Raw genomic sequence first — 21,292 nt, forward strand, 5'->3', positions numbered from 1 at the left:
ATGGCAACAAGAGGTTAAAAAGGCTCTCGTTTGAAATAGCACATAGCAGAGGAAATATGCGAGACTCCTGCGGAAAAACGGGCGACCGAGACCCCACAGCGGTCTTTGCGAGGAGGCTTGGGCGTTCGTCCGCGGAAAGCGAGTATATTTCCCTCTGCGGCTTAGCAATAGCACTACTTTATGGAAAAAGAGCTTTTAACAAAGATGAATGGTGGAGTGAACATTACACCACCACATTTGACAGAGAACCGATTTTTCGATCTTCTACCACTATTGATGGTTTCACCGTAAACACCTGCCTAAATAGATGAGCTCTATGACTTTGAGATGGGGTTTTTACGGACAGTTATCTGTGATAAATGTAGCCAACATAAAGATAATTAGCGTAACTATTAAAGCTAAATTCCATTTGTTTTATTGGTGCTGTGAAATATGCTATCCTTAATTAGGACAATACAGAGAGGATGAATAGCATGCAATATCGAAAAATAGGTCAAACCAGTTTAGATGTTTCTGTTATTGGTTTAGGAACATGGCAGTTTGGTGGTGAATGGGGCGTTGACTTTACCCAAGATCAAGTCGATGCTATTCTTGATCAAGCTAAGCAAGAAGGGATTAACTTATTAGATACAGCAGAATGTTATGGTGACCATCTTTCCGAAAAGTTTATTGGTGATTATTTAAAAAGAAACTCACGCGAAGATTGGATTATAGCAACAAAATTCGGTCATCATTTTCACGCTCCGTTTGAGCGTACACGCCATGTTGATGCAAAAGATGTTCTTAAGCAGTTAGATACTTCCTTAAAAGTACTCAATACCGATTATATTGACCTTTATCAATCACATTCTTTAACAGATGAAGAATTCAATAATGACGAACTTTGGACGATGCTAGATAAACAAAAACAAGCAGGTAAAATTCATACGATTGGTTTATCTCTGCAAAACAATCCAAGTGTTTTGCAAACAAGACAAGCTAAATCAGTTGGCGTAGAGACGTTACAAATCGTTTACAATCGACTAACCCGTGAACCCGAGCAAGATATATTTCCTATAGCTGAAGCTGAACAGCTGGGGGTCTTAGCTCGTGTGCCATTAGCGAGTGGCTATTTAAGCGGCAAATATCAACCAGGTGCAACATTTAAAAAAGGCGATGTCCGTTCTAGACATAATCAAGATGAACAATCGCGTAAGCTAATGGAAGTAAGTAAAATCGCTGAAACCGAAGTGCCAAACGATGTCCCAATGGCAACATGGGCTTTGGCCTGGTGCTTACAACACGAAGCAGTAACTGCTGTCATTCCAGGCTGTAAAAGCCCGGAGCAAGTTTCTAAAAATGCAGAAGCTGTCCAATTAGATCTTGTCTCTAAAACACATCCACAATTCATAAAGTAATCAAAAGCTGTCGATGTTAAGTTAACCTCGACAGCTTTTAATATAATATACGTCTTGTTCTTTCAACGATCACGAGTGTGTTATCAGCTGGAGGAGCAAAAATAATTGCAGTATGTTTTGGGCTCGAACATCCTTATTTAAAAGCACGGGTGGCTTGTACTGCTTTTTGCCATCCCTCATACAACTGGTCACGTTCACGACGCTTCATCTTCGCTTCAAATGTCCGATCGTGTTGCCAGTGCTTAATTAATTCATCTTGACCTGACCAAAAGCCAATTGCTAATCCCGCTAGGTAAGCAGCTCCAAGCGCAGTTGTCTCATTAATTTTTGGTCGTTCTACAGTCACACCTAATAAATCACTCTGAAATTGCATCAGAAAGTTGTTCTTTACTACACCGCCATCTACACGTAGTTGCTTCACTTCAAGACCTGCATCTTTAACCATCGTATCCAACACATCTTTTGTTTGATAAGCGATTGATTCTAACGTTGCCCTAACAAAATGCTCTTTCGTGGTCCCACGCGTCATTCCAAACATTGCCCCACGCGCCTCACTATCCCAATATGGTGTACCTAATCCGACAAAAGCAGGAACAAAATAAACACCATCAGTAGATACGACGCGTTCAGCGTACTGCTCACTTTCACGTGAATCTTTTATTAGCCGAAGTCCATCACGTAACCATTGAATCGCAGAACCTGCAACAAAAATGCTCCCTTCAAGTGCATAATGAACATCACCATTAAGCCCCCAAGCAATTGTTGTTAATAATCCATGGTTAGAGTTAATTGCTTCTTGTCCTGTCAACATTAACATAAAACAACCCGTACCATAGGTGTTCTTTACCATCCCCTGTTGAAAACAAGCTTGTCCAAATAACGCTGCTTGTTGATCTCCTGTTGCAGAAGCGATTGGCACACTTTCACCAAAAAAATGATGCGGAATGGTATGCCCATATATTTCAGAGGACGAGCGTACATCAGGCAATATCGATCGTGGTATATTTAATAAATCTAATAACTGATCATCCCATTTTAATTCGTAAATGTTATAGAGCATCGTTCTTGACGCATTTGAGTAGTCTGTCACATGGGCTTCCCCACCGGTAAATTTGTAAATAAGCCAACTATCAATCGTTCCAAATTGAAGCATGCCTTTTCTCGCCTTTTCTTGTGCACCTTCAACGTGGTCTAAGATCCATTTTATTTTACTTCCAGAAAAATAAGGATCGATCAATAATCCAGTTTTATTTTTTATCATGTCACGATGCCCTTGTTCACGTAATTGTTGGCAAATCGATTCCGTTTGTCGTGACTGCCATACCACTGCATGATATATCGGTTTACCTGTTTGCCGATCCCATACAACCGTCGTTTCCCTCTGATTTGCTATGCCAATACCAGCGACTTGACTTGCATGGATATCAGCTTTTCTTAAAACATCTGCGACACAAGCTAACACAGATGTCCAAATCTCGTTTGCATCATGTTCTACCCAACCCGGTTGGGGAAAAAATTGTTCAAATGCATGCTGAGCACTCGCTATAATATCTCCTTTTTGATTGATTAGAAAAGCCCTTGAACTTGTTGTCCCTTGGTCAATCGTTAACATATATTTCGTTTTCATTACTCATACTCCTCTTATATTAATGTTTAAGCCCATTTTTCGGAATCGCTCTTTTATTCATTTGACCTGCAATAAAAATACTTCGACGCCTCATGATGTTCCTAGATAGTGGTCTTAAAGATTATTTGTTGTTAACTTACCTCTTACTATAACCTTTGTTTAATAACGTCATAATTTCTAATACCCCACTCACTATGATTAAATTCTTCATTTTTACTCAAACACTAAACTTTGAGAAGGCTATCATGGATACTAAAGACTTATTCACTTTATATTTTAAAACACGAGAGCATGCCCCACGATCGTATGATCCTATGTTATTTTAGAATAAAAAAACACCCACACCATAATTATGGCATGGGCAAAGACTTGCGAAGGGATGCAGCTCGCTTGCTACTTTTATATCATAACCAATTTTGAAAGCGTTATCAATACTTTTTTATAAAAAAATAAATTTTTTCTATCTTTCATAGGATAATAATCGCAACATGTTATAATTTATGATAATATAAGTTAAAATCATTGCCCTTTACGTATGATAACGCTTTATATTTACCGTTTCGAAGATTTTTTAAATGATTTTTCAGAAAAATTCATGTTATTATACAGTTAGAGCCTTGGCTTCAGACAATCACGCGCATCCACCTCCCCAACAATATCAAACACTACCACACGTTATAAGAAAATTCTGAAAGGAAGTGATGACATGGTACAAAAAGAAATGCAACTTAGCAAAATCACATTAAATCAAGATGTCGATTACTTAAATATGATCTTAGATGAAGTGTTACGTCATGAAGGGGGCGAAGAACTTCTTGGAACGGTAAAGCATTTCCGTTCCTTATCTAAAGCACTTCGTGATGATAAAAATCCGAGTAACTTTGATCAATTTAACCAAGAAATTTATAAACTCGAACCTGATTTACGCGAGAAGGTCATCCGTGCATTTTCTGTTAATTTACAACTTTACAACATTGCAGAACAAAATTATCGTGGGCGACGTCGTAGACAATATCAAATGCAAGATGATAACATCATTCAATCACGCTCTTTACAAGAAGGGGTTAATCAATTATTTGATCACAACATATCGATTGATCAAGTTGAAAAGGCATTGGAAGATTTATCGTTAGAATTGGTGATTACTGCGCACCCTACAGAAGCTACACGCCGGACCATGTTAAGAGTTCACCAACGCATTGCTAAACTTTTAAAACAATGGGAATTCTCTTATACACGTTATGATAAAAAAGTTATCCAAGAAATGATTGAAAATGAAATTACAATTCTTTGGCAAACAGCAGAAATTCGTGAAAAGAAACCATCCGTAATGAAAGAAGTCTCCAATGGTCTATATTTCTTTGATAAGGTACTGTTTAATATTTTACCTGTTCTACATCAAGATTTGGAAGATTTATTAAAGGAGAAGTACAATCATGATTTCCATGTACCAGCTTTCTTACGTTTCGGTTCATGGATCGGTGGGGACCGCGATGGTAATCCAAATGTAAAGGCCAAAACAACTTATAAAACCCTAAAAGAACATCGTAAGCTTGTGCTAGAAAAATATATCGAATCCATTGATAAATTGAAAGAAAAATTAAGTCAATCAACAAAGAAAGTGACCGTTAGTGAAGCATTAGTTGAATCGATTGCTAATGATCAAAAAGAACTCCAGTTTAACGGTTGGCACAAATCGGATGAAGTATATCGTGTAAAACTAGGGTTAATCTTGAGGCGTTTAAAATTAACAGCAAAGGATCAAGATGGGGGCTATCGTGATGCCCATGCCTTGCGTGATGATCTCTTACTTATTCAAGAGAGTCTCGATTACCATCATCCTAATGGACATCCAATTAAATTGTTACGCCACGTACTTCGTCAAGTTCAGATTTTTGGGTTCCATTTAGCTACTTTAGATATTCGTAACCATAGTGGTGAACATGAAAATACCCTTGCTGAAATTTTGCGTCAAGTAGGTATTGCTGATGACTATAAAGCACTTGATGAAGAAGAAAAATTAGCTACATTAATTAAAGTTCTTGAAGATCCACGACCACTGATATCTATTTATGATGAGTTTTCGGAATCATCTCAAGAAATGATTGAGACATTTAGAACGATTAAAGAAGCAAAGGATACATTCGGTGAACGAGCAATTGAGGTTTATTTGATTAGTATGACACAATCTGTTAGTGATATCCTTGAAGTACTTGTACTTGCTAAAGAAGTCGGTTTATATCGTGTTTATCCAGATGGAAAGGTCCGGAGTCGACTACACGTGGCACCATTGCTCGAAACGATCGATGATTTAAAATTCGGCCCTAAGATGATTAAGCATCTCTTCGATATTCCACTTTATCGTAAGCACTTAGAAGCACGTGGTGACTTGCAAGAGATTATGCTAGGTTATTCTGATAGTAGTAAAGATGGTGGAAATCTAACAGCAAATTGGGAACTCTACAAAACTCAGGATGAAATTCACTCTATCGCTTCATCCTACGGTGTTAAATTAAAATACTTCCATGGCCGTGGCGGCTCACTAGGACGTGGTGGTGGACCATTGTATTCAAGCTTATTATCACAACCACCGATCACTTTGGGTGATGGCGTCAAAATTACTGAGCAAGGTGAAGTTTTATCTTCTCGCTATTTATTACCTGATATTGCTTATCGTAGTTTGGAACAAGCCACAAGTGTATTGTTAACATCTATTGCTGGTATTACTCTAACCGAAAAACATGCAGACATGCCTTCTGAAGAAGCAAGAAAAACAATGGCATATATTTCAGAAGCTGCCTTAAAGAAATACCAAGATCTTGTGTTTGGTGATCAGGATTTTCTAAAATATTTCAATCAGGGTACACCTTTAAATGAACTTGGTGCTTTAAATATCGGTTCACGACCAATGAAGCGAAAAGGAAGTGATCGCTTTGAAGATTTACGCGCTATCCCTTGGGTTTTCGCTTGGACACAATCACGTCAGCTTCTTCCGGCCTGGTATGCTGCTGGAACTGGCCTAAAAGCTTATCTCGACGAAACGAATAATTTAACTTTACTACAAGAGATGTATCAACATTGGCCGTTCTTCCAAGCAACGATTAATAATTTACAAATGGCTCTAACAAAGGCTGACCTCGAAATTGCAGATGCTTACACCGATATGATTGAAGATCAAACAATGGCGGTGCGTATTTTTGATCAAATTAGAGATGAGCACGCGTTAACGAAAGAAGTTGTCTTGAAAATCGCACAGCAAGACGACCTTATGGATCACCAGCCAAATATCAAGGAATCGGTGAGATTACGTAATCCATTAGTCGACCCATTGAACCTGATTCAAGTTCAGTTAATTAACCAATTACGATCACTGGATGACAATGATGAATCGACACCATTGTTAGAGGAAGTATTACTAACGATAAACGGCATTGCCGCTGGCTTACGCAACACAGGTTGATGCTATTGATTATGACGGACAAAAAAATTAGCTTCAATGAATAAGAAATGGTTCTATTTACGTTTTTTCGTAGATAGAACCATTTTATTTGTAAGAATGTTTGACTTAGCGCCGCTCTCACCCAACTAAATAGATTTGCTCTACTGTGGTGCGTCATTCACGGCCGGTTATCTGTGGCTTCTTGATGTCCGAAGATCCGTTAATAAAGGCTTGGGAGAGCTGTTATGACTTAACTGAGGCCGATCTTGCTGTAGCAACCACTGAGAAAGTAGAAATCACCGCAGGATATTTTAAGCCAAGTAGATAATTATGAAATTCAGTAGTATAAGAAAGACCTATAGCGTTTTTTTACAGTATGTCTCTGTTAAGACTACCTGTTTTACTTCACCTGTTTATTCACTCTTCACACGAATTAAATCGATGTGCATTAAAATGTAATCGCACTCATACAAAAGTAGACAAAGTCAGACAATTTATCCCCGTTTACATAAGCTACCAATTTCATTAAACTATAATAGGGCAAAGACACAGAGGAGGTGTAAGAAATCGACGTTTTTTATAACAAAGCTGGGCCTTTTATAAATATTAATGCTGAAATAGAAAAGCTCAGATATGAAATGTACGATGTATATCAAGATACAAACGATCCGCAAAAGATCGTTGATATTTCCCAAAAGCTTGATCGACTTCTTAACCAGTTTTATTTTTCTAAATCTCCCAAAAAGAATCAATAAAACTTCGTGTTTGTCAGTCCTCCATTCATATCACTCGGCTCAATTGACTTTCAACTGTTAACCTACTTTTTAATAAAGTAGGTTTTTTTATTAATCAAAAAGGGCTTGTTCGTGAAATCACTGCTGTCTGCCTAAACTAAAATGATTGTTATTGATTATTTTTGATAAAAAATGATTGAAAATGATTGATTTATGAAAACGTTTCATTTATGATAGAAGTATAAACAGGTTATATTAAGGTATTATATTTTATATTCCATACTTCACCTGTTTACTTTCTAATCCAATCAAGGAGGGTTTGAACAATGAAAATTACCGATTTATTAGGAAAAGACACGATTAATCTTGAATTGTCAGCTGATTCAAAGGATCAGGCCATTGATCACTTAATTGATTCGTTAGAACAGGCCAATAAGCTTTCAGACAAACAAGCCTTTAAAGCAGCTATTATCGAACGTGAACAACATACTTCAACTGGAATTGGTGATGGTGTTGCTATCCCCCATGCGAAATCAAATGCGGTTAAACAACCTGCTATCGCATTTGGTCGGTCGAGCGCTGGAGTTGACTTCCAATCATTAGATGGTCAGCCTAGTCACTTGTTTTTTATGATTGCTGCTTCAGAAGGAGCGAACAATGAACATCTGGATACGCTTGCTCGATTATCAAGTATGCTAATGGACGAACAGTTTCGCGCTACTCTTTTACAGGCAACATCAGTGGATCAAATATTACAGGCAATTGATCAAAAAGAGGCTGAAAAACAGGAAGATGATATATCAAGTGCAAACGGTGGTAAGCAACTTTTAGCTGTCACTGCTTGTCCAACTGGAATTGCACACACCTTTATGGCAGCAGATGCCTTAAAGGCAAAAGCAAAAGAATTAGGCATCGATATTAAAGTAGAAACACGTGGATCAGGTGGAGCAAAAAACGTTCTCACAGATGAAGAAATTGCTTCTGCTGACGCCATCATCATTGCTGCAGATACTAAAGTTGATATGGATCGATTTGCTGGTAAAGTCGTTATTGAAGCAGGGGTTACTGACGGAATCAGAAGACCTGATGCCCTTATATCACAAGCATTAGCCGACGACGCTCCACGCCATCAAGGTTCAAGTCAAACGAGTGAACGTACAAACAAAACCGGGAAATCCGGAAATGCTTTTTACCGCCATCTCATGAACGGGGTTTCACATATGTTACCATTCGTTGTTGGCGGAGGGATTTTGATTGCACTTGGATTCCTGTTTGGGATCGAAGCCCACGTGCCCGGTGATGCTGATTATAACCGATTCGCTGAAGCGCTAAATACAATTGGTGGTGGAAATGCATTTGGATTGATGATTCCTGTTTTAGCCGGCTTTATTGCAATGAGTATTGCTGATCGACCGGGCTTAGCCCCAGGTATGGTTGGAGGCTTTATGGCTGCACAAGGAGATTCAGGCTTTCTTGGTGGGTTAATTGCAGGTTTCTTAGCTGGTTACATTGTTGTTGCTTTAAGAGCAGTATTTGCAAACATGCCGAAGTCATTAGAAGGCATTAAAACGATCTTAATTTATCCATTGCTTAGTATTTTTATCACTGGGATGTTAATGTTCTTTGTTATTGAAATGCCAGTTAGTTGGTTTAATAATGCCTTAGGCGATTGGTTACAAGGCATGGGAACAACTAACGCAGTCCTACTCGGTATTATTCTAGGTGGTATGATGGCCATTGACATGGGTGGTCCAATTAATAAGGCCGCTTATACATTTGGAATTGCGATGATCGCAGAAGGTTTCTTAACGCCACATGCTGCTATTATGGCTGGCGGGATGGTCCCACCACTAGGCATTGCTTTAGCTACGCTTTTATTTAAAAATAGATTTACAGGTGAAGAGCGTGACGCCGGGAAAACAAACATTATTATGGGATTCAGCTTTATTACAGAAGGTGCGATTCCTTTCGCTGCTGCTGATCCTGTCCGTGTTATCCCTTCATTAGTCGCAGGTTCTGCTATAGCTGGTGCATTATCGATGTTGTTTAACATCGGGCTTCCTGCACCACATGGTGGTATTTTCGTTATTGGTTTAGTTGAAGGTAGTGGTTTGATGTATTTACTCGCAATTATTATTGGCTCCATTGTTTCTGCACTGCTATTAGGCGCTTTGAAGAAACCGCTCGAACAATAAGACGACACTTCAATTAGTGGACGGAGGGCGACAGGACGTGGCCGGTCTTAGTCTTCGATCTTACCCTCCCACTGATTGCTAGTATCCGTTATCACCCACCTATATAGATTTACCTCTGTTCTCTATTTTGAGGTGGGTGCTTTACGGACGCTTATCTGTAATAAATATAGTATAAATTAACAGATTCTCCTCTCAACAAGAACAAATGGATGATAGAATATCCGTCTCTTGTTGGGAGGAGCTTTTATTTTTACCGACAGATCAACAATTGCTGAATAATATCTGCCTGTAATTCCATTCCCTTTACTTTCACACATGTTAGTGCTTGTTTTGTCTCTTCTTTATTCATTATATCTAATTTCACCGCTGGATAACGTGATAAATAATTCGGATCAAAACGAACCCCTTCACTTCCTTCAAAAACGGCTGCGTAAAAGATATTTGATTCAACCATATCTTGAAAAAAGTGACTTCCATATGATAATTCCGGTTCAAAACCTTTTTCGGGTGAAGCGACCTCGCAAATGACATCAACATGTTGAATCTCACTAAAATGAACAGGCACACCTAAGGAAGGAGTAGATGTCCCCCAACGTCCCGGTCCAATCAACATAATGGTTTTGTCTTTAAAATAACGTGTTAATTGACCAATTTGTCTTGCAACAGCATATTTATTTTGCTCCGTCAAATCAAGGTAGCGCTCGACATCAACATGGATAATATAATCAAGTGGTAAACGAATGTTACCACCCATAAAGTGTCCCGTTGTTTCAATCAAGCAATCTTCGTCAGCTAATCGCTGTTTGATCGGAACGTTTTTTCCTAAGCCTCTCGTTTGCAAAGGACGACACTGAACAAGATTGATCTTAAAAGCATCTTCTGATGTGAAATTCCCAGTGAATTCAATGTCAACGGGATATGCATAGACATCTGATAATCGTTTAAGCATAGCTTTCATTAATTGCGGAAAAGCTGTCTTTTTCAATAAGCGCTTAAAATCTAAAATATGAGGATCAGGTTGATCTTGGTAACCTAATTCTCGTAGACGCATACCCGCTAAATGATCTATCGTTGCAAATAAACGACGATCTACATTTAATACTTGACTCAATACATGATCTGCTTGAACACTTGTTAGTTGTCCGTCACGAAGACTTAAAAGGTCAACCGCTTGCTGTGAAAACTTCTTCTCATCTTCTTTGTGCACGAGTGGTTTTCGCGTTGGCCTATCAAGTGTGACTATTCTAGCATAATCGTCTACGGTTCGATCAACCGCACGTGTACCTAAGCCAAATACAAGTCTTAACATACCCGCTTGCATATCCACGTCCTTATCCCACACATATAAATTAGATGAATTACCGACACCAGCAAGATGCGGAAAGAAATAATCCTTATATTGATCACCTGATACACGTTGAACCAATATTGCCATTTGTTCATCTTTCATAGCAAGTCCACGATTGAGCCGATATTCTAATGCCTCCGGATTCATCGTACTTGCATACACTTGGCGAATCGCATCCTCAAATGCTTGATAACGCTGCTCTGGGGTACCTTGATTTATACAAAACACACTTTCATATTTACCTGCAAACGCATTGCCAAAGTTATCTTCTAGTAATGAGCTTGATCGAACAATAATAGGTGACTGTCCGAAATAAGCGAGCATTTGCGTGAACTGTTCTTTAATATGATTAGGAAACACCCCACTTTGTAACTTTTTCCGGAGCTTTTCTGCATAAGGATAATAGCCTGCTTCTGTCTTCTGATAAACACGATCTTTCCACCAGCCATTTTGTACAATATAAGTGTAAAAGATATCGGAACCTATATAAAACGAATCATGTGCTTCTAGATATGAAGAGAATCGATCTTCTGGGTCTGTGACTAATATCTTTCTTGCTAACAGCATGCCAACGCTCTTACCACCGATAAATCCCGTGCCAATTTCCCGTTGGGCAATGCGGAGAATGTCAGCTAAAGTAAAATAACGGTCACACAATTCAAACATACGTGATTGTTCACCAATCAATAAGGACATTAATTTACGCTTCATTTTATCTTTTTCACTATCTTTTATCGTTAAATCGGACGCTGCCTTTTGAAATAAAGCATCCCAATAATCTGGACGTTCTTCAATTCGATTAATATGACCAAATAGCGCAGCAGCTTCCGAACTTGACGTGATGCTTTTCACTTGATCCCCCTTAATTAAATGCGGAAAAAACATCGTTGGTGAGTAGCGCTCCCAAACTTTTATTGGATGAATATAATGGTGTTGATCAACTGAATAAAGATCAAGCAACACTTGTGTCGTCTCCCGTATACGTGCAATCGTAGAGTACGTGTGAACATTACGAGTTAAAGCAAAATAAGCAACAGTATCTAATTCATACAGATAAGGACAACATACTTTAAAAAAATTCCCAATCATTAAATCAGAGCACCATTGCTCTAATAAGTCCGTTAAACAGTCAAAGACATAGAAAACTTCAGGACCTTCTTCTTCAATTAAACGATGAACTTCAGTAGCAAAATATTCAAAACCTTGTGAAGCATCAACATGATAAACTGGAACAAATCCGTCTTCTAATAAGGGCTCATGTTGACCAAATCGCACATAGACGAGACGTCGTTGATCTGATAAGGCTTGATCGACATAAGATCGAACAACGCGTTGATAACTATCGATATGATCAACTTGCCAGACCACGTTATCCCCTAACCGAAGTCCATCAATCGTATGGTCAAACCCCGTAATACCAGTCGACACCTTTTGAACCATAACATACGCCTCCTTGTTTATCTTATCTCTTCTTTAACTATACCTTTTTATATTCCACCTTTTCTATATTAAATACAGATTGTTATCATATAACATTGTGATGTGAAATTAACGCGATGATGAAGTTGAATACAGTGAATTTTCACTAATTTGTAAAACAAACCGCTATTTTCGGTTGTTTGTCAAATATGGTAGGGCGACATTCACGCCCGACCTCTTTGTTAAAAAGCTCTAGCAAAAATAGAAGGGACCCAAACGTCTCGTCCATTCCTTCTGCTCATAACAAAAACGACTTCCATTTTGATTAATGAAAGTCGTTTTGAATTAATGGTTCTTTGTCAAATGACGTTGGTCAGAATTTTTGTCGACAATTTTATAGTTGAATTTCACAAACATTTAAGTAGGGTTATACTGCTTGAATGTTTGTTTGGTTTGGCACCATTTTTGTTGATTTTGATTCAACTGATCTTAACTTGAAATGAAGTAAGATGCGGTATTTATAGTTTCTGAAATTGCGATAACCATAGGCCACACGATTAAGCACTTTAATCTTATTGTTGATCCCCTCGATGCGTCCGTTGTTAAACGGGTACGTAAAGCTATTTTTAATGTAAGGCAGGTGTTGGCGTAAGGTTTTCATACTTGTCTTCATATAGCTAGAGACTGGGCCTTTATGCTGGTGGTTTAAGAGCGTCCGCAGTGCCTCCTGATCTGCTTGCTCAAACGCACACAAGATACGCTGATACAAGTCGTAATTCTCTTTTAATTCAGAGGAGAAACGAAGTAGTTCTTCTACTACATTGGTTTCCAACCGTTGCCCAAATAAATGAAAATACTTATATTCTGTATTCGATAAATCCGATTGACGCTTTAATAACAGACGCCAGTAACGCTTTAAGCGACGGTATTTCTTAAGATCTTCTCCGTTAGAAGTATGGAAGCTATTCATCACACGAATACGCGTCTTATTCATGGAACGATTGATTAATTGCGTGAGGTGAAAACGATCAATAACGATCTCCGCTTGAGGAAACATCGCTTTGATGACATTCACGTATCCCGCATTCATATCAATGGTGATGGTTTCCACATTTTTGCGGTCAGCTAAGCTATAATTCGCGATGAAGTGATCCTTAATCTTTCGAGCGTCTCGGTATTCAAGGATATCAAGAATATCGCCCGTTTCCGCGTTAATGTATTCAAAGGCCATCAATCCTTTGGCGTATTTAAATTCATCAAACGAAAGATGTTTAGGTAATAAGCAATGATGAAAGCTATACCCTTTCGCTTCTTCCGTAATGAGCCGTTGAACCGTTGTCGCAGACACGGCCGTATCTTTTGCGATATCCTGTAAAGACTGCGCTTCTGTCGCCTTGATTAAAACACATGCCTTCGTATATTTCGAAAGATAACAATGTTTTTCTACAAGAGAGGTAGTTGCGGTAAACGTACCCTCGCACGCCTTACACTTAAAGCGTTGCTTTCTCAAATTCAGGTAGGTTTTCTTCACCCCATCAATCGGAAGGGTAATACGTGAGCATTGTGTGCCATTTTTATAGATCGTGTAATCTTCATTCTTAACGCCACAACTTATGCAAGCTTCTGGTGTATACGTTAACTTTCCTTCTACATAGCGACACGGTTTTCCCTTTAATTCCCCATCATAGAGGCATCCTTCCTCAAAAGTTATATTTCGGTCTTGAATATCGAGTAACATTCTAATATCATTAGAGTATGACAAGTGCGTTCCCTCCTGGATTGGTTTTCGTCGACTTTAATTCTACAGGGAAACGCACTTGTTTTCTATCTATATACATAGAAAAGACGCTAGTGAATTTCGATCTCCTTTTCACATAATTATGAAAGGGAGATTTCTGTTCACCAACGTCAAATATTATACAACCGAATTAATTTAAGAAATCATCGACACGAGCCATGACCTCTGTTTCAATTTGATTTAACTTAGCTTTTGTTTCAGCTTCTGCTTCTCCATTAACAGCAAAGTAAAATTTAATTTTCGGTTCAGTACCCGAAGGTCGTACACAAAACCATGAACCATCTGCTAAGAAATATTTTAAAACATTCGACTTTGGCAAAGTAATAGGTTCAGTCGTTTGGTTTAATACATCCATGCGCACACTATTTTGATAATCTTCAATCGTGACGATAGCTTGATTAGCAATTGATTCAGGTGGTGTTTGACGAAAACCAACTAACAAGGCGTCAATTTGTTCAGCACCATCTTTACCTTTTAATGTTAATGATTGTAACCCTTCATAATAGTATCCATATCTCTTAAAGACATCCTGTAAGCCTTGGTAAAGTGTTTTGCCTTGCTTTTTATAGTAAGCGGCCACTTCAGCTGCTAACATGCTAGCTTGTACAGCATCTTTATCTCGAACAAAGTCTCCGACTAAGTAGCCATAACTTTCTTCATAACCAAATAAGAAGCTATGTTCTCCATTTTTTTCGTACTGCTTAATCTTTTCACCAATAAATTTAAAACCTGTCAGTGTATCAATCGTTTCTAAGCCATGTGCCTTTGCGATATCACGTCCTATCTCACTAGTTACAATCGTTTTAAGTACGGTTGCATTAGCTTTAAGCGTTCCTTGGGCTTTTTTCGCTACAATTAAATAGTCAAGCATTAAAGCACCAACTTGATTTCCAGTTAACACAACATAGCGTCCTTCATTATCTTTTGTGGCAATCCCAACACGGTCAGCATCAGGGTCTGTTCCAATCAACAGGTCTGCTCCCGATTTTTCGCCCTGTGCAATGGCAAGAGTAAAAGCTTCATGTTCTTCCGGATTTGGCGATTTTACCGTACCAAATGTTGGATCGGGTTGCTCCTGTTCCGGTACCACCTCAACATGTTGAAAACCCATAGATTGAAGTGCGTGTCGAACCGGAATGTTCCCTGTACCATGAAGCGGTGTGTATATAATTTTAAGTTGATCAGCAACGGCTTCTATAACAGTGGGTTGCTGAACAATCGTTTGTAAATGTGTTTGGTATGCCTGATCAACATCAGCACCAATCATTTCAATGAGTCCCTTTGCCTTTAAAGTTTGTTCTTGTTCAACTTGAATGGTCAACTCATTTTCTACTGCATTCACTTTCGCGATAATATCTGCTGCCATATCAAGACCAACTTGTCCACCATCATCATTGTATACTTTAAAACCATTATATTCTGGCGGATTATGGCTTGCTGTTACCATAATGCCACTAAACGCTTTAAGGTGTCGAACCGCAAACGATAGTTCCGGGGTTGAACGTAATGATTCAAATACATAGGCCTTGATACCATGTGTCGCTAATGTTCTAGCGGCTTCCATCGCAAATAATGGTGATTTGAAGCGACAGTCATAAGCAATAGCTACGCCACTATCCTTAGCTTGCTCACCTTTTTCTAGAATATATTGTGCCAAGCCACAGGCGGCCTTGCGAATCGTATAAATATTCATTCGATTTGATCCTGGTCCGAGTTCACCACGCATGCCACCCGTTCCAAATGTCAAATTTTTATAAAAACAATCTTCTAATTTTTTCTGATCAGATGCTAGCTCCTCTAACTGCTGTCGTAACTCTCCATCTAAATCTGTGAATTGAATCCATTGTTCATATGTATGTTGCCAACGCATTGAATCGCCTCCGCTTTTAAAATTCATTTTAGGTTGATACCCTTTTCATTATAGCAAAGATCTATCTCTACTTGGTTAAAAATTTAGAAAAACTTGACTGCTTATAAATGAACCTACAATCAATTGGTACTTTCGTTCTTCCCGGCTGATTATTGGGTGAATGAATCAGAAGATTAGCGGGTGTTTTATGGACGATTAGCTGTGAAAAACATTTTATCTAGCTATCAACAAAAACCAACCCGAACTTGATTCAAATGTCTACTGTTAGCATTTGAATCTGGTTCGGATTGATCATTTATTGGTTTTTCACTTATGATTAGTGTCTTTTTCTACTACTCAAGGTTGAACCACTAATCTACTTTTGATCGTGTTAGTACTTTAACCGAATGGCCTTCAAGTAAAATTGCACCTGTGATCGCTTCATCTGTTTTAATGTCCTTGTAAGCATGATCATCTAGGGGCACCACACGCACCTGCTCAGAAAAGTTTTGTGCAAATACGAAATCTGTTGTGTCATTCGAACGTAGTTGAACAGTTACGCCGTCTGGTAATTCCTGATCAATCACACGTTTTAAATCAAGTTGTTTGACTAAAGAACGATAAAAATCACGATTGAAATCAAGTGTATGTCTGGCAGCCATATAGTATGCCTTCCCTGCCCCCAGTTGATTTACCGTTAATGCAGGACGCCCCTGATAAAAATCATCTTGATAAGTAGCTAATGAAGTCGCACCCTCCAAATGAATTAAATCACACAGATCCCGCACTTGATAACGCCCTGATAAGCCAAGTTGATTCGCCTCACTCATTTGAATAGCATTGGTTTCATGGTCATACAATGCATCAATTTCTTCCGACCAGATCCCTAATGTTTTGCGAAGTGGCCCTGGGGAACCATTCAGGAAACAAAGATCAGTCTCATTGACAATGCCTGACCAATAAGTCGTTACGAATGTTCCACCAGTCTCAACAAACTGTTCAATTCGTTCTCCAACGCCTGCTCTAACCATGTAAAGCATCGGTGCAATAACCAACTTATATGAAGATAACTCCCGATCCATTCCAATCACATCAATTGGAATACCTTGCTCCCAAAATGATTGATAATGTTCTTGAACGGTACGCTCATAATGAACACCCATATTCCTAGGACCTTGCGCATCATTTATCGCCCAACGGTTCTCAGTATCAAAAATAATTGCCACTTCTGGCTGTACAGATGCGCCGACAAGACCATCCAATTGGGTTAATATTTCACCTAGTTCAGCAACTTCTTGAAAAACGCGGGTATGCTCATGACCAGCATGATCAACAACTGCACCGTGAAATTTTTCACTTGAACCGCGACTCTTACGCCATTGAAAATACTGAACAGAGTCCGAGCCATGCGCGACTGCTTGTAATGAAGACAATATGTGCATACCTGGCTTTTTCAATTTGCTAATATCCTGCCAATTCGTGAGGCTTGGCGTACTTTCCATCAACAAAAATGGTTGTCCACCCTTTAGGGAACGGAACCAATCATGATTCATAGCTGTATAAGCAGCGACATCACGTTGATCTTCAGCATCATGCCAAGTGGGATACGAATCCCAAGAGACGACATCTAAATCATCTGCAAATTTATCATAATTTAATCCTTCAAAGAGTTCCATAAAATTAGCAGTGACCGGTAAATCAGGATTTTTTGCTTTAAGCGGTTTGACTTCATGGCGATAAAAATCCAACGTTTGGTCGGTGACGAAGCGCTTCCAATCAAGGTTTTGACCATGAACCATTGTCTCACCATGCGGAGCTGGCGATTCAACTTGAGACCAACTCGTATACGTATGACTCCAAAATGCCGTCCACCACGCATGATTGAGTGCATCCAACGTTTGATATTTAGCTTTTACCCAATTGCGAAAAGCTTCCTGACAATAGTCACAATGGCATTCACCACCATATTCGTTTGAGATATGCCAACCTATCACTCCTGGATGATCACTATAACGATCTGCTAGTTTCGTATTGATAATCTTCGTTTTCTCTCGATAAATGGGTGATGTAAAGCAATGGTTGTGACGCATACCATGTAAATTACGCACACGATTTTTCTCTACTCGTAACACTTCCGAATACTTTTCTGACATCCAGGTTGGACGTGCACCACTAGGCGTTGCTAAAAAGACCGATACACCATGATCATAGAGGCGATCGATGACTTGGTCTAACCATTCAAAATTAAAATTCCCCTCTTCCGGCTCTAATTTTGCCCATGAAAAGATGCCAACAGACATTACATTACAATTTGCTAATTTCATAAGACGTAAATCTTCTTCAAAAACTTCCGGGTAATCGAGCCATTGCTCTGGATTATAATCTGCACCATGTAATAATTTTGGTAATTTGTTACTCACTGGTTTAAACATTTCAATCATCCTAACTTAGAATTCTAGTATTAAAACATGCAACAACAGTTAATTAATTAAATTAACTAACTGTTGTTATTGTACTATACTTCACTATAAAATAAAATTGCTTTCTTCAAAAATTAACCATAGTATGCATAACATTATTTAATTAACTTTATAAAATTTAACATTGTCTAAGTTTATCCAATTACCTGCATTTGCATAAGAGATAACCCCTATTTCACATTGTCCATTCGTTACTTGAATATTATTTATCTCGATTTTCTCCCAACGGATTGGACTAACTGGTAAAACGGCTTGTCTTTCTGAACCTCCATAATTTTTCGCATAAATATACGCCGTATCCTGACCACCACTATTTAGCATCCATGCGGTAAAGTTATACTCTCCATCTTCTAAGTTTGTGATCACTTGATAGGTTGAAACCGTATACGGTTGATTCTTCCAATGTGTTAGTTTGTAGTCACCTTTAACACCTGGTTCTTCCACGAAAACTGCATTTCTATTGTTTTCATTTTCTGCCCATACTCCCCAGTTGGTCGGGTTATTTGTCCAACCATCTTGCTCAAAACTGTGATTATTAACTAAATTTAGTGGCGGATGCTCAGTAAATACAGCAACACTACTAAGAAGATTTCCTTCAAAATCAAATAACGTCTGATTATCCCATGGATTTGATAATAGTCCCGTATCATTATTATATAACTTGCCAGCTTCTGTCCCCCAATGTGCGCCTTCTACAGGCAACCATGTAGGTTCCCACCAAATAATCCCTCTTCCTCTATTATTCGGTACATCATCGATAATTTCCCTTAAATCCCTTATAAAATCTGCCTGACCATTTGGTGTGGCTGGATAGCCGCCTATACTCTCTTCATTGACATAAAATGAATTGCCGAAACCATCCCCATCTTCTAACGTGAAGGCATAAGAAGTTTCTACAATCAACACATCTTTTTGATATCTTCTACTTATATCATTTAGATTGTAATGAAGTTCTCCCATTGTCCCATGCCAAAACGGATAAAAGGATAGACCTATAATATCAAAGTCTACATTTTGTTCAGTTATTGAATCAAACCACCATCTATATAATTGATTATCACCCCCATGATCAATATGCAATACGATTTCAATCTCATCACTTTGAGGCGCTGCATCTTTAATGCCGGCAATTCCTGCCGATAATAATTCCCCTAATTGTGTAAAATCGTCTAATCCATCTCCTACTTTCCCCTCGTCCCATAACATACCAGAAGTAATCTCATTTCCAACTTGCACCATACTCGGCATAACACCTTCATTATACATGGCTTCTATTACACCACGACTATATTGATATACCTCCTGCAGAAGTTGACTGTATGATAAGCCTTGCCAAGCTTTAGGCTTATTTTGTTTTCCAGGATCTGCCCAAAAATCACTATAATGAAAATCTAATAATATATTCATTCCTTCTGCTTTAGCCCTTTTTGCTAAAGCAATGGTCGTTTCTAAGTCGTTGGTACCTCCACCATACGGATTGCCTTGACTATCATAAGGATCAACCCATAAACGTAAACGAACATAATTCATTCCATTGTCACTCATTATTTCTAGTGGATCCTTCTCAATACCGGCTTCATAAAACACCCCACCCAAGCTTTCCACTTCTTCTAGCATAGACACATCTCCACCAAAGATAAATGGATGATCAGCAGCTAGAACACTCTCGGTACCTTGAACAAAAAAATGTTGATATAGCGGTGAAAAGAAAAGCATTAAAGCACTAACCGTCACCAAAAGGGTCAATTTCTTGCTCTTTCTCATTTACATCTTCTCCTTATTTAAAATTTATCTAATCTCATTAGTATTTTTAAATAAGTTATTTACAAGTTGTCATTTACTAAGAGAGATTATTTGATGCCAAATACATTTAATGATTCTAATGCGTTCCCTTGAAAGTCAAATAACCCTTGATTAGCCCAATGATTGCCTGGCTTAGCGACATCATGACCATACAACATTCCTGCATAGCTAGCCCAACTTGTCTCGCCTACTGGCAACCAAGCAGGCTCCCAATATATGATGCCTAAACCTAATTTATCTTTGTATTTAATATTATCTATTAATAATATTAAATCTTTTAAAAAAGTAAATTGTCCTTTGACAGTTGGTGGGTATCCCGCTTTATCAGATAAAGTAGAATTAAAGATACTATCTTCTCCTTTTGGTACTTTATCAGTAAAAGCATAAGCCGTTTCAGCAATTAAAATGTCTTTCTCGTACCTTGCAATAATATCGTTAAGGTTCAATTCTAAATCTTGTAAAGATCCATGCCAATAAGGGTAGTAAGAAAGTGCAATAATATCAAAATCTAAATGTCTTTTTGTTATTTCATCAAACCACCCCCGATAGAGATCATTAGCACCTCCAAAATCCAAATGAATAATAATTTTTAGATCTTTGGCTGATCGCATTTTTCGGGTGGCAGAAATACCAGCATTTAATAGGGTAACTAAATGATCAAATGCTTTCTCTTTAGCAGGTAACGCTATATCTTCAAATTTTCTTTCTTCAAATAAATACGTAGGTGTTCTTCCGTCTGGCCAAAGCATCCCATTTGTGATTTCATTACCAATTTGAATATACTCTGGCATCAAATCTAATTCATCAAGTTTTTGAAGCACCTCTCTCGTATACTGATAAACACGTTTTTCTAACGCTTTGCCAAATATATTCGTCCATTTCTTAGGCTTTTGCTGTTTTTTAGGGTCGGTCCAAAAATCACTATAATGTAAATTTAAAATAAATTTAAACCCGTGCATCTTCAATCTTGTAGCCAATTTAATCGTTGTCTCTAAATCATTTGTTCCACCTAAGTAAGGTTTTCCCTCTTGATCGTATGGGTCAACCCACACTCTCAATCTAATCGCATTCACACCTTTTAATCGTAAAATCTCAAAAAGATCTTTTCTTTCCCCATGAAGGAAAAAAGCACCTCCAAATGATTCAACTTCATTTAATGAAGAGATATCTACGCCTTTAATTTGTAATGTCATCAGTCTCTAC

12 protein-coding genes are annotated in these 21,292 nt (G+C 38.3%); 5 read left to right on the forward strand and 7 right to left on the reverse strand.

Features of this window, described 5'->3' with window-relative positions:
* Together B494_RS21325 and B494_RS0102495 are read left to right on the forward strand one after the other, a co-directional pair.
* Nucleotides 1–311, forward strand: a 311-nt coding sequence (locus B494_RS21325; protein ID WP_420884334.1) for a hypothetical protein, incomplete at its 5' end; no start/stop codon positions are given.
* A gap of 162 nt (nt 312–473) precedes the next feature.
* The gene (locus B494_RS0102495; protein ID WP_017470782.1) at nt 474–1,397 is read left to right on the forward strand and encodes an aldo/keto reductase; all 924 of its coding nucleotides are present in this window, start codon (nt 474–476) and stop codon (nt 1,395–1,397) included.
* Nucleotides 1,398–1,530: 133 nt separating this feature from the next.
* Here the strand turns inward: B494_RS0102495 and glpK are convergent, their stop codons facing one another.
* Nucleotides 1,531–3,024, reverse strand: coding sequence for a glycerol kinase GlpK (glpK, locus tag B494_RS0102500; RefSeq protein ID WP_017470783.1), 1,494 nt, complete (start codon nt 3,022–3,024; stop codon nt 1,531–1,533).
* A 706-nt stretch (nt 3,025–3,730) separates the two neighbouring features.
* On the opposite strand from glpK, the gene ppc reads away from it, so the two are divergent.
* The 3 genes from ppc to B494_RS0102510 all read left to right on the forward strand — a co-directional run bounded on the left by ppc (nt 3,731) and on the right by B494_RS0102510 (nt 9,392).
* Complete coding sequence (gene ppc, locus B494_RS0102505; protein WP_017470784.1) at nt 3,731–6,484, forward strand: phosphoenolpyruvate carboxylase; 2,754 nt, start codon at nt 3,731–3,733, stop codon at nt 6,482–6,484.
* A gap of 596 nt (nt 6,485–7,080) precedes the next feature.
* A complete protein-coding gene (locus tag B494_RS21690; RefSeq protein ID WP_420884338.1) occupies nt 7,081–7,218 on the forward strand; it encodes an aspartyl-phosphate phosphatase Spo0E family protein in 138 nt (45 codons plus the stop codon).
* A gap of 305 nt (nt 7,219–7,523) precedes the next feature.
* Nucleotides 7,524–9,392 (forward strand): PTS fructose transporter subunit IIABC, encoded by a 1,869-nt coding sequence (locus tag B494_RS0102510; protein ID WP_017470785.1) that lies wholly within the window; start codon nt 7,524–7,526, stop codon nt 9,390–9,392.
* A 250-nt stretch (nt 9,393–9,642) separates the two neighbouring features.
* Here the strand turns inward: B494_RS0102510 and B494_RS0102515 are convergent, their stop codons facing one another.
* The 6 genes from B494_RS0102515 to B494_RS0102540 form a co-directional block, all read right to left on the reverse strand.
* Nucleotides 9,643–12,180, reverse strand: a complete 2,538-nt coding sequence (locus tag B494_RS0102515) for a PEP/pyruvate-binding domain-containing protein (RefSeq protein ID WP_017470786.1) — start codon at nt 12,178–12,180, stop codon at nt 9,643–9,645.
* Between the two features lie 406 nt (nt 12,181–12,586).
* Complete coding sequence (locus B494_RS0102520; protein WP_017470787.1) at nt 12,587–13,921, reverse strand: ISL3 family transposase; 1,335 nt, start codon at nt 13,919–13,921, stop codon at nt 12,587–12,589.
* Between the two features lie 166 nt (nt 13,922–14,087).
* The gene (locus B494_RS0102525; protein WP_017470788.1) at nt 14,088–15,827 is read right to left on the reverse strand and encodes a phospho-sugar mutase; all 1,740 of its coding nucleotides are present in this window, start codon (nt 15,825–15,827) and stop codon (nt 14,088–14,090) included.
* A gap of 350 nt (nt 15,828–16,177) precedes the next feature.
* Complete coding sequence (locus B494_RS0102530; protein WP_026065122.1) at nt 16,178–18,247, reverse strand: beta-galactosidase; 2,070 nt, start codon at nt 18,245–18,247, stop codon at nt 16,178–16,180.
* A 138-nt stretch (nt 18,248–18,385) separates the two neighbouring features.
* Nucleotides 18,386–20,050 (reverse strand): glycoside hydrolase family 53 protein, encoded by a 1,665-nt coding sequence (locus tag B494_RS0102535; RefSeq protein WP_017470790.1) that lies wholly within the window; start codon nt 20,048–20,050, stop codon nt 18,386–18,388.
* An 86-nt stretch (nt 20,051–20,136) separates the two neighbouring features.
* Nucleotides 20,137–21,282: a glycoside hydrolase family 53 protein gene (locus tag B494_RS0102540; RefSeq protein WP_017470791.1), complete on the reverse strand. Its 1,146-nt coding sequence runs from the start codon at nt 21,280–21,282 to the stop codon at nt 20,137–20,139.
* Between the last annotated feature and the right edge of the window lie 10 nt (nt 21,283–21,292).

The sequence above is a fragment of the Amphibacillus jilinensis Y1 genome, from assembly GCF_000306965.1.
GTDB lineage: Bacteria > Bacillota > Bacilli > Bacillales > Amphibacillaceae > Amphibacillus_C > Amphibacillus_C jilinensis.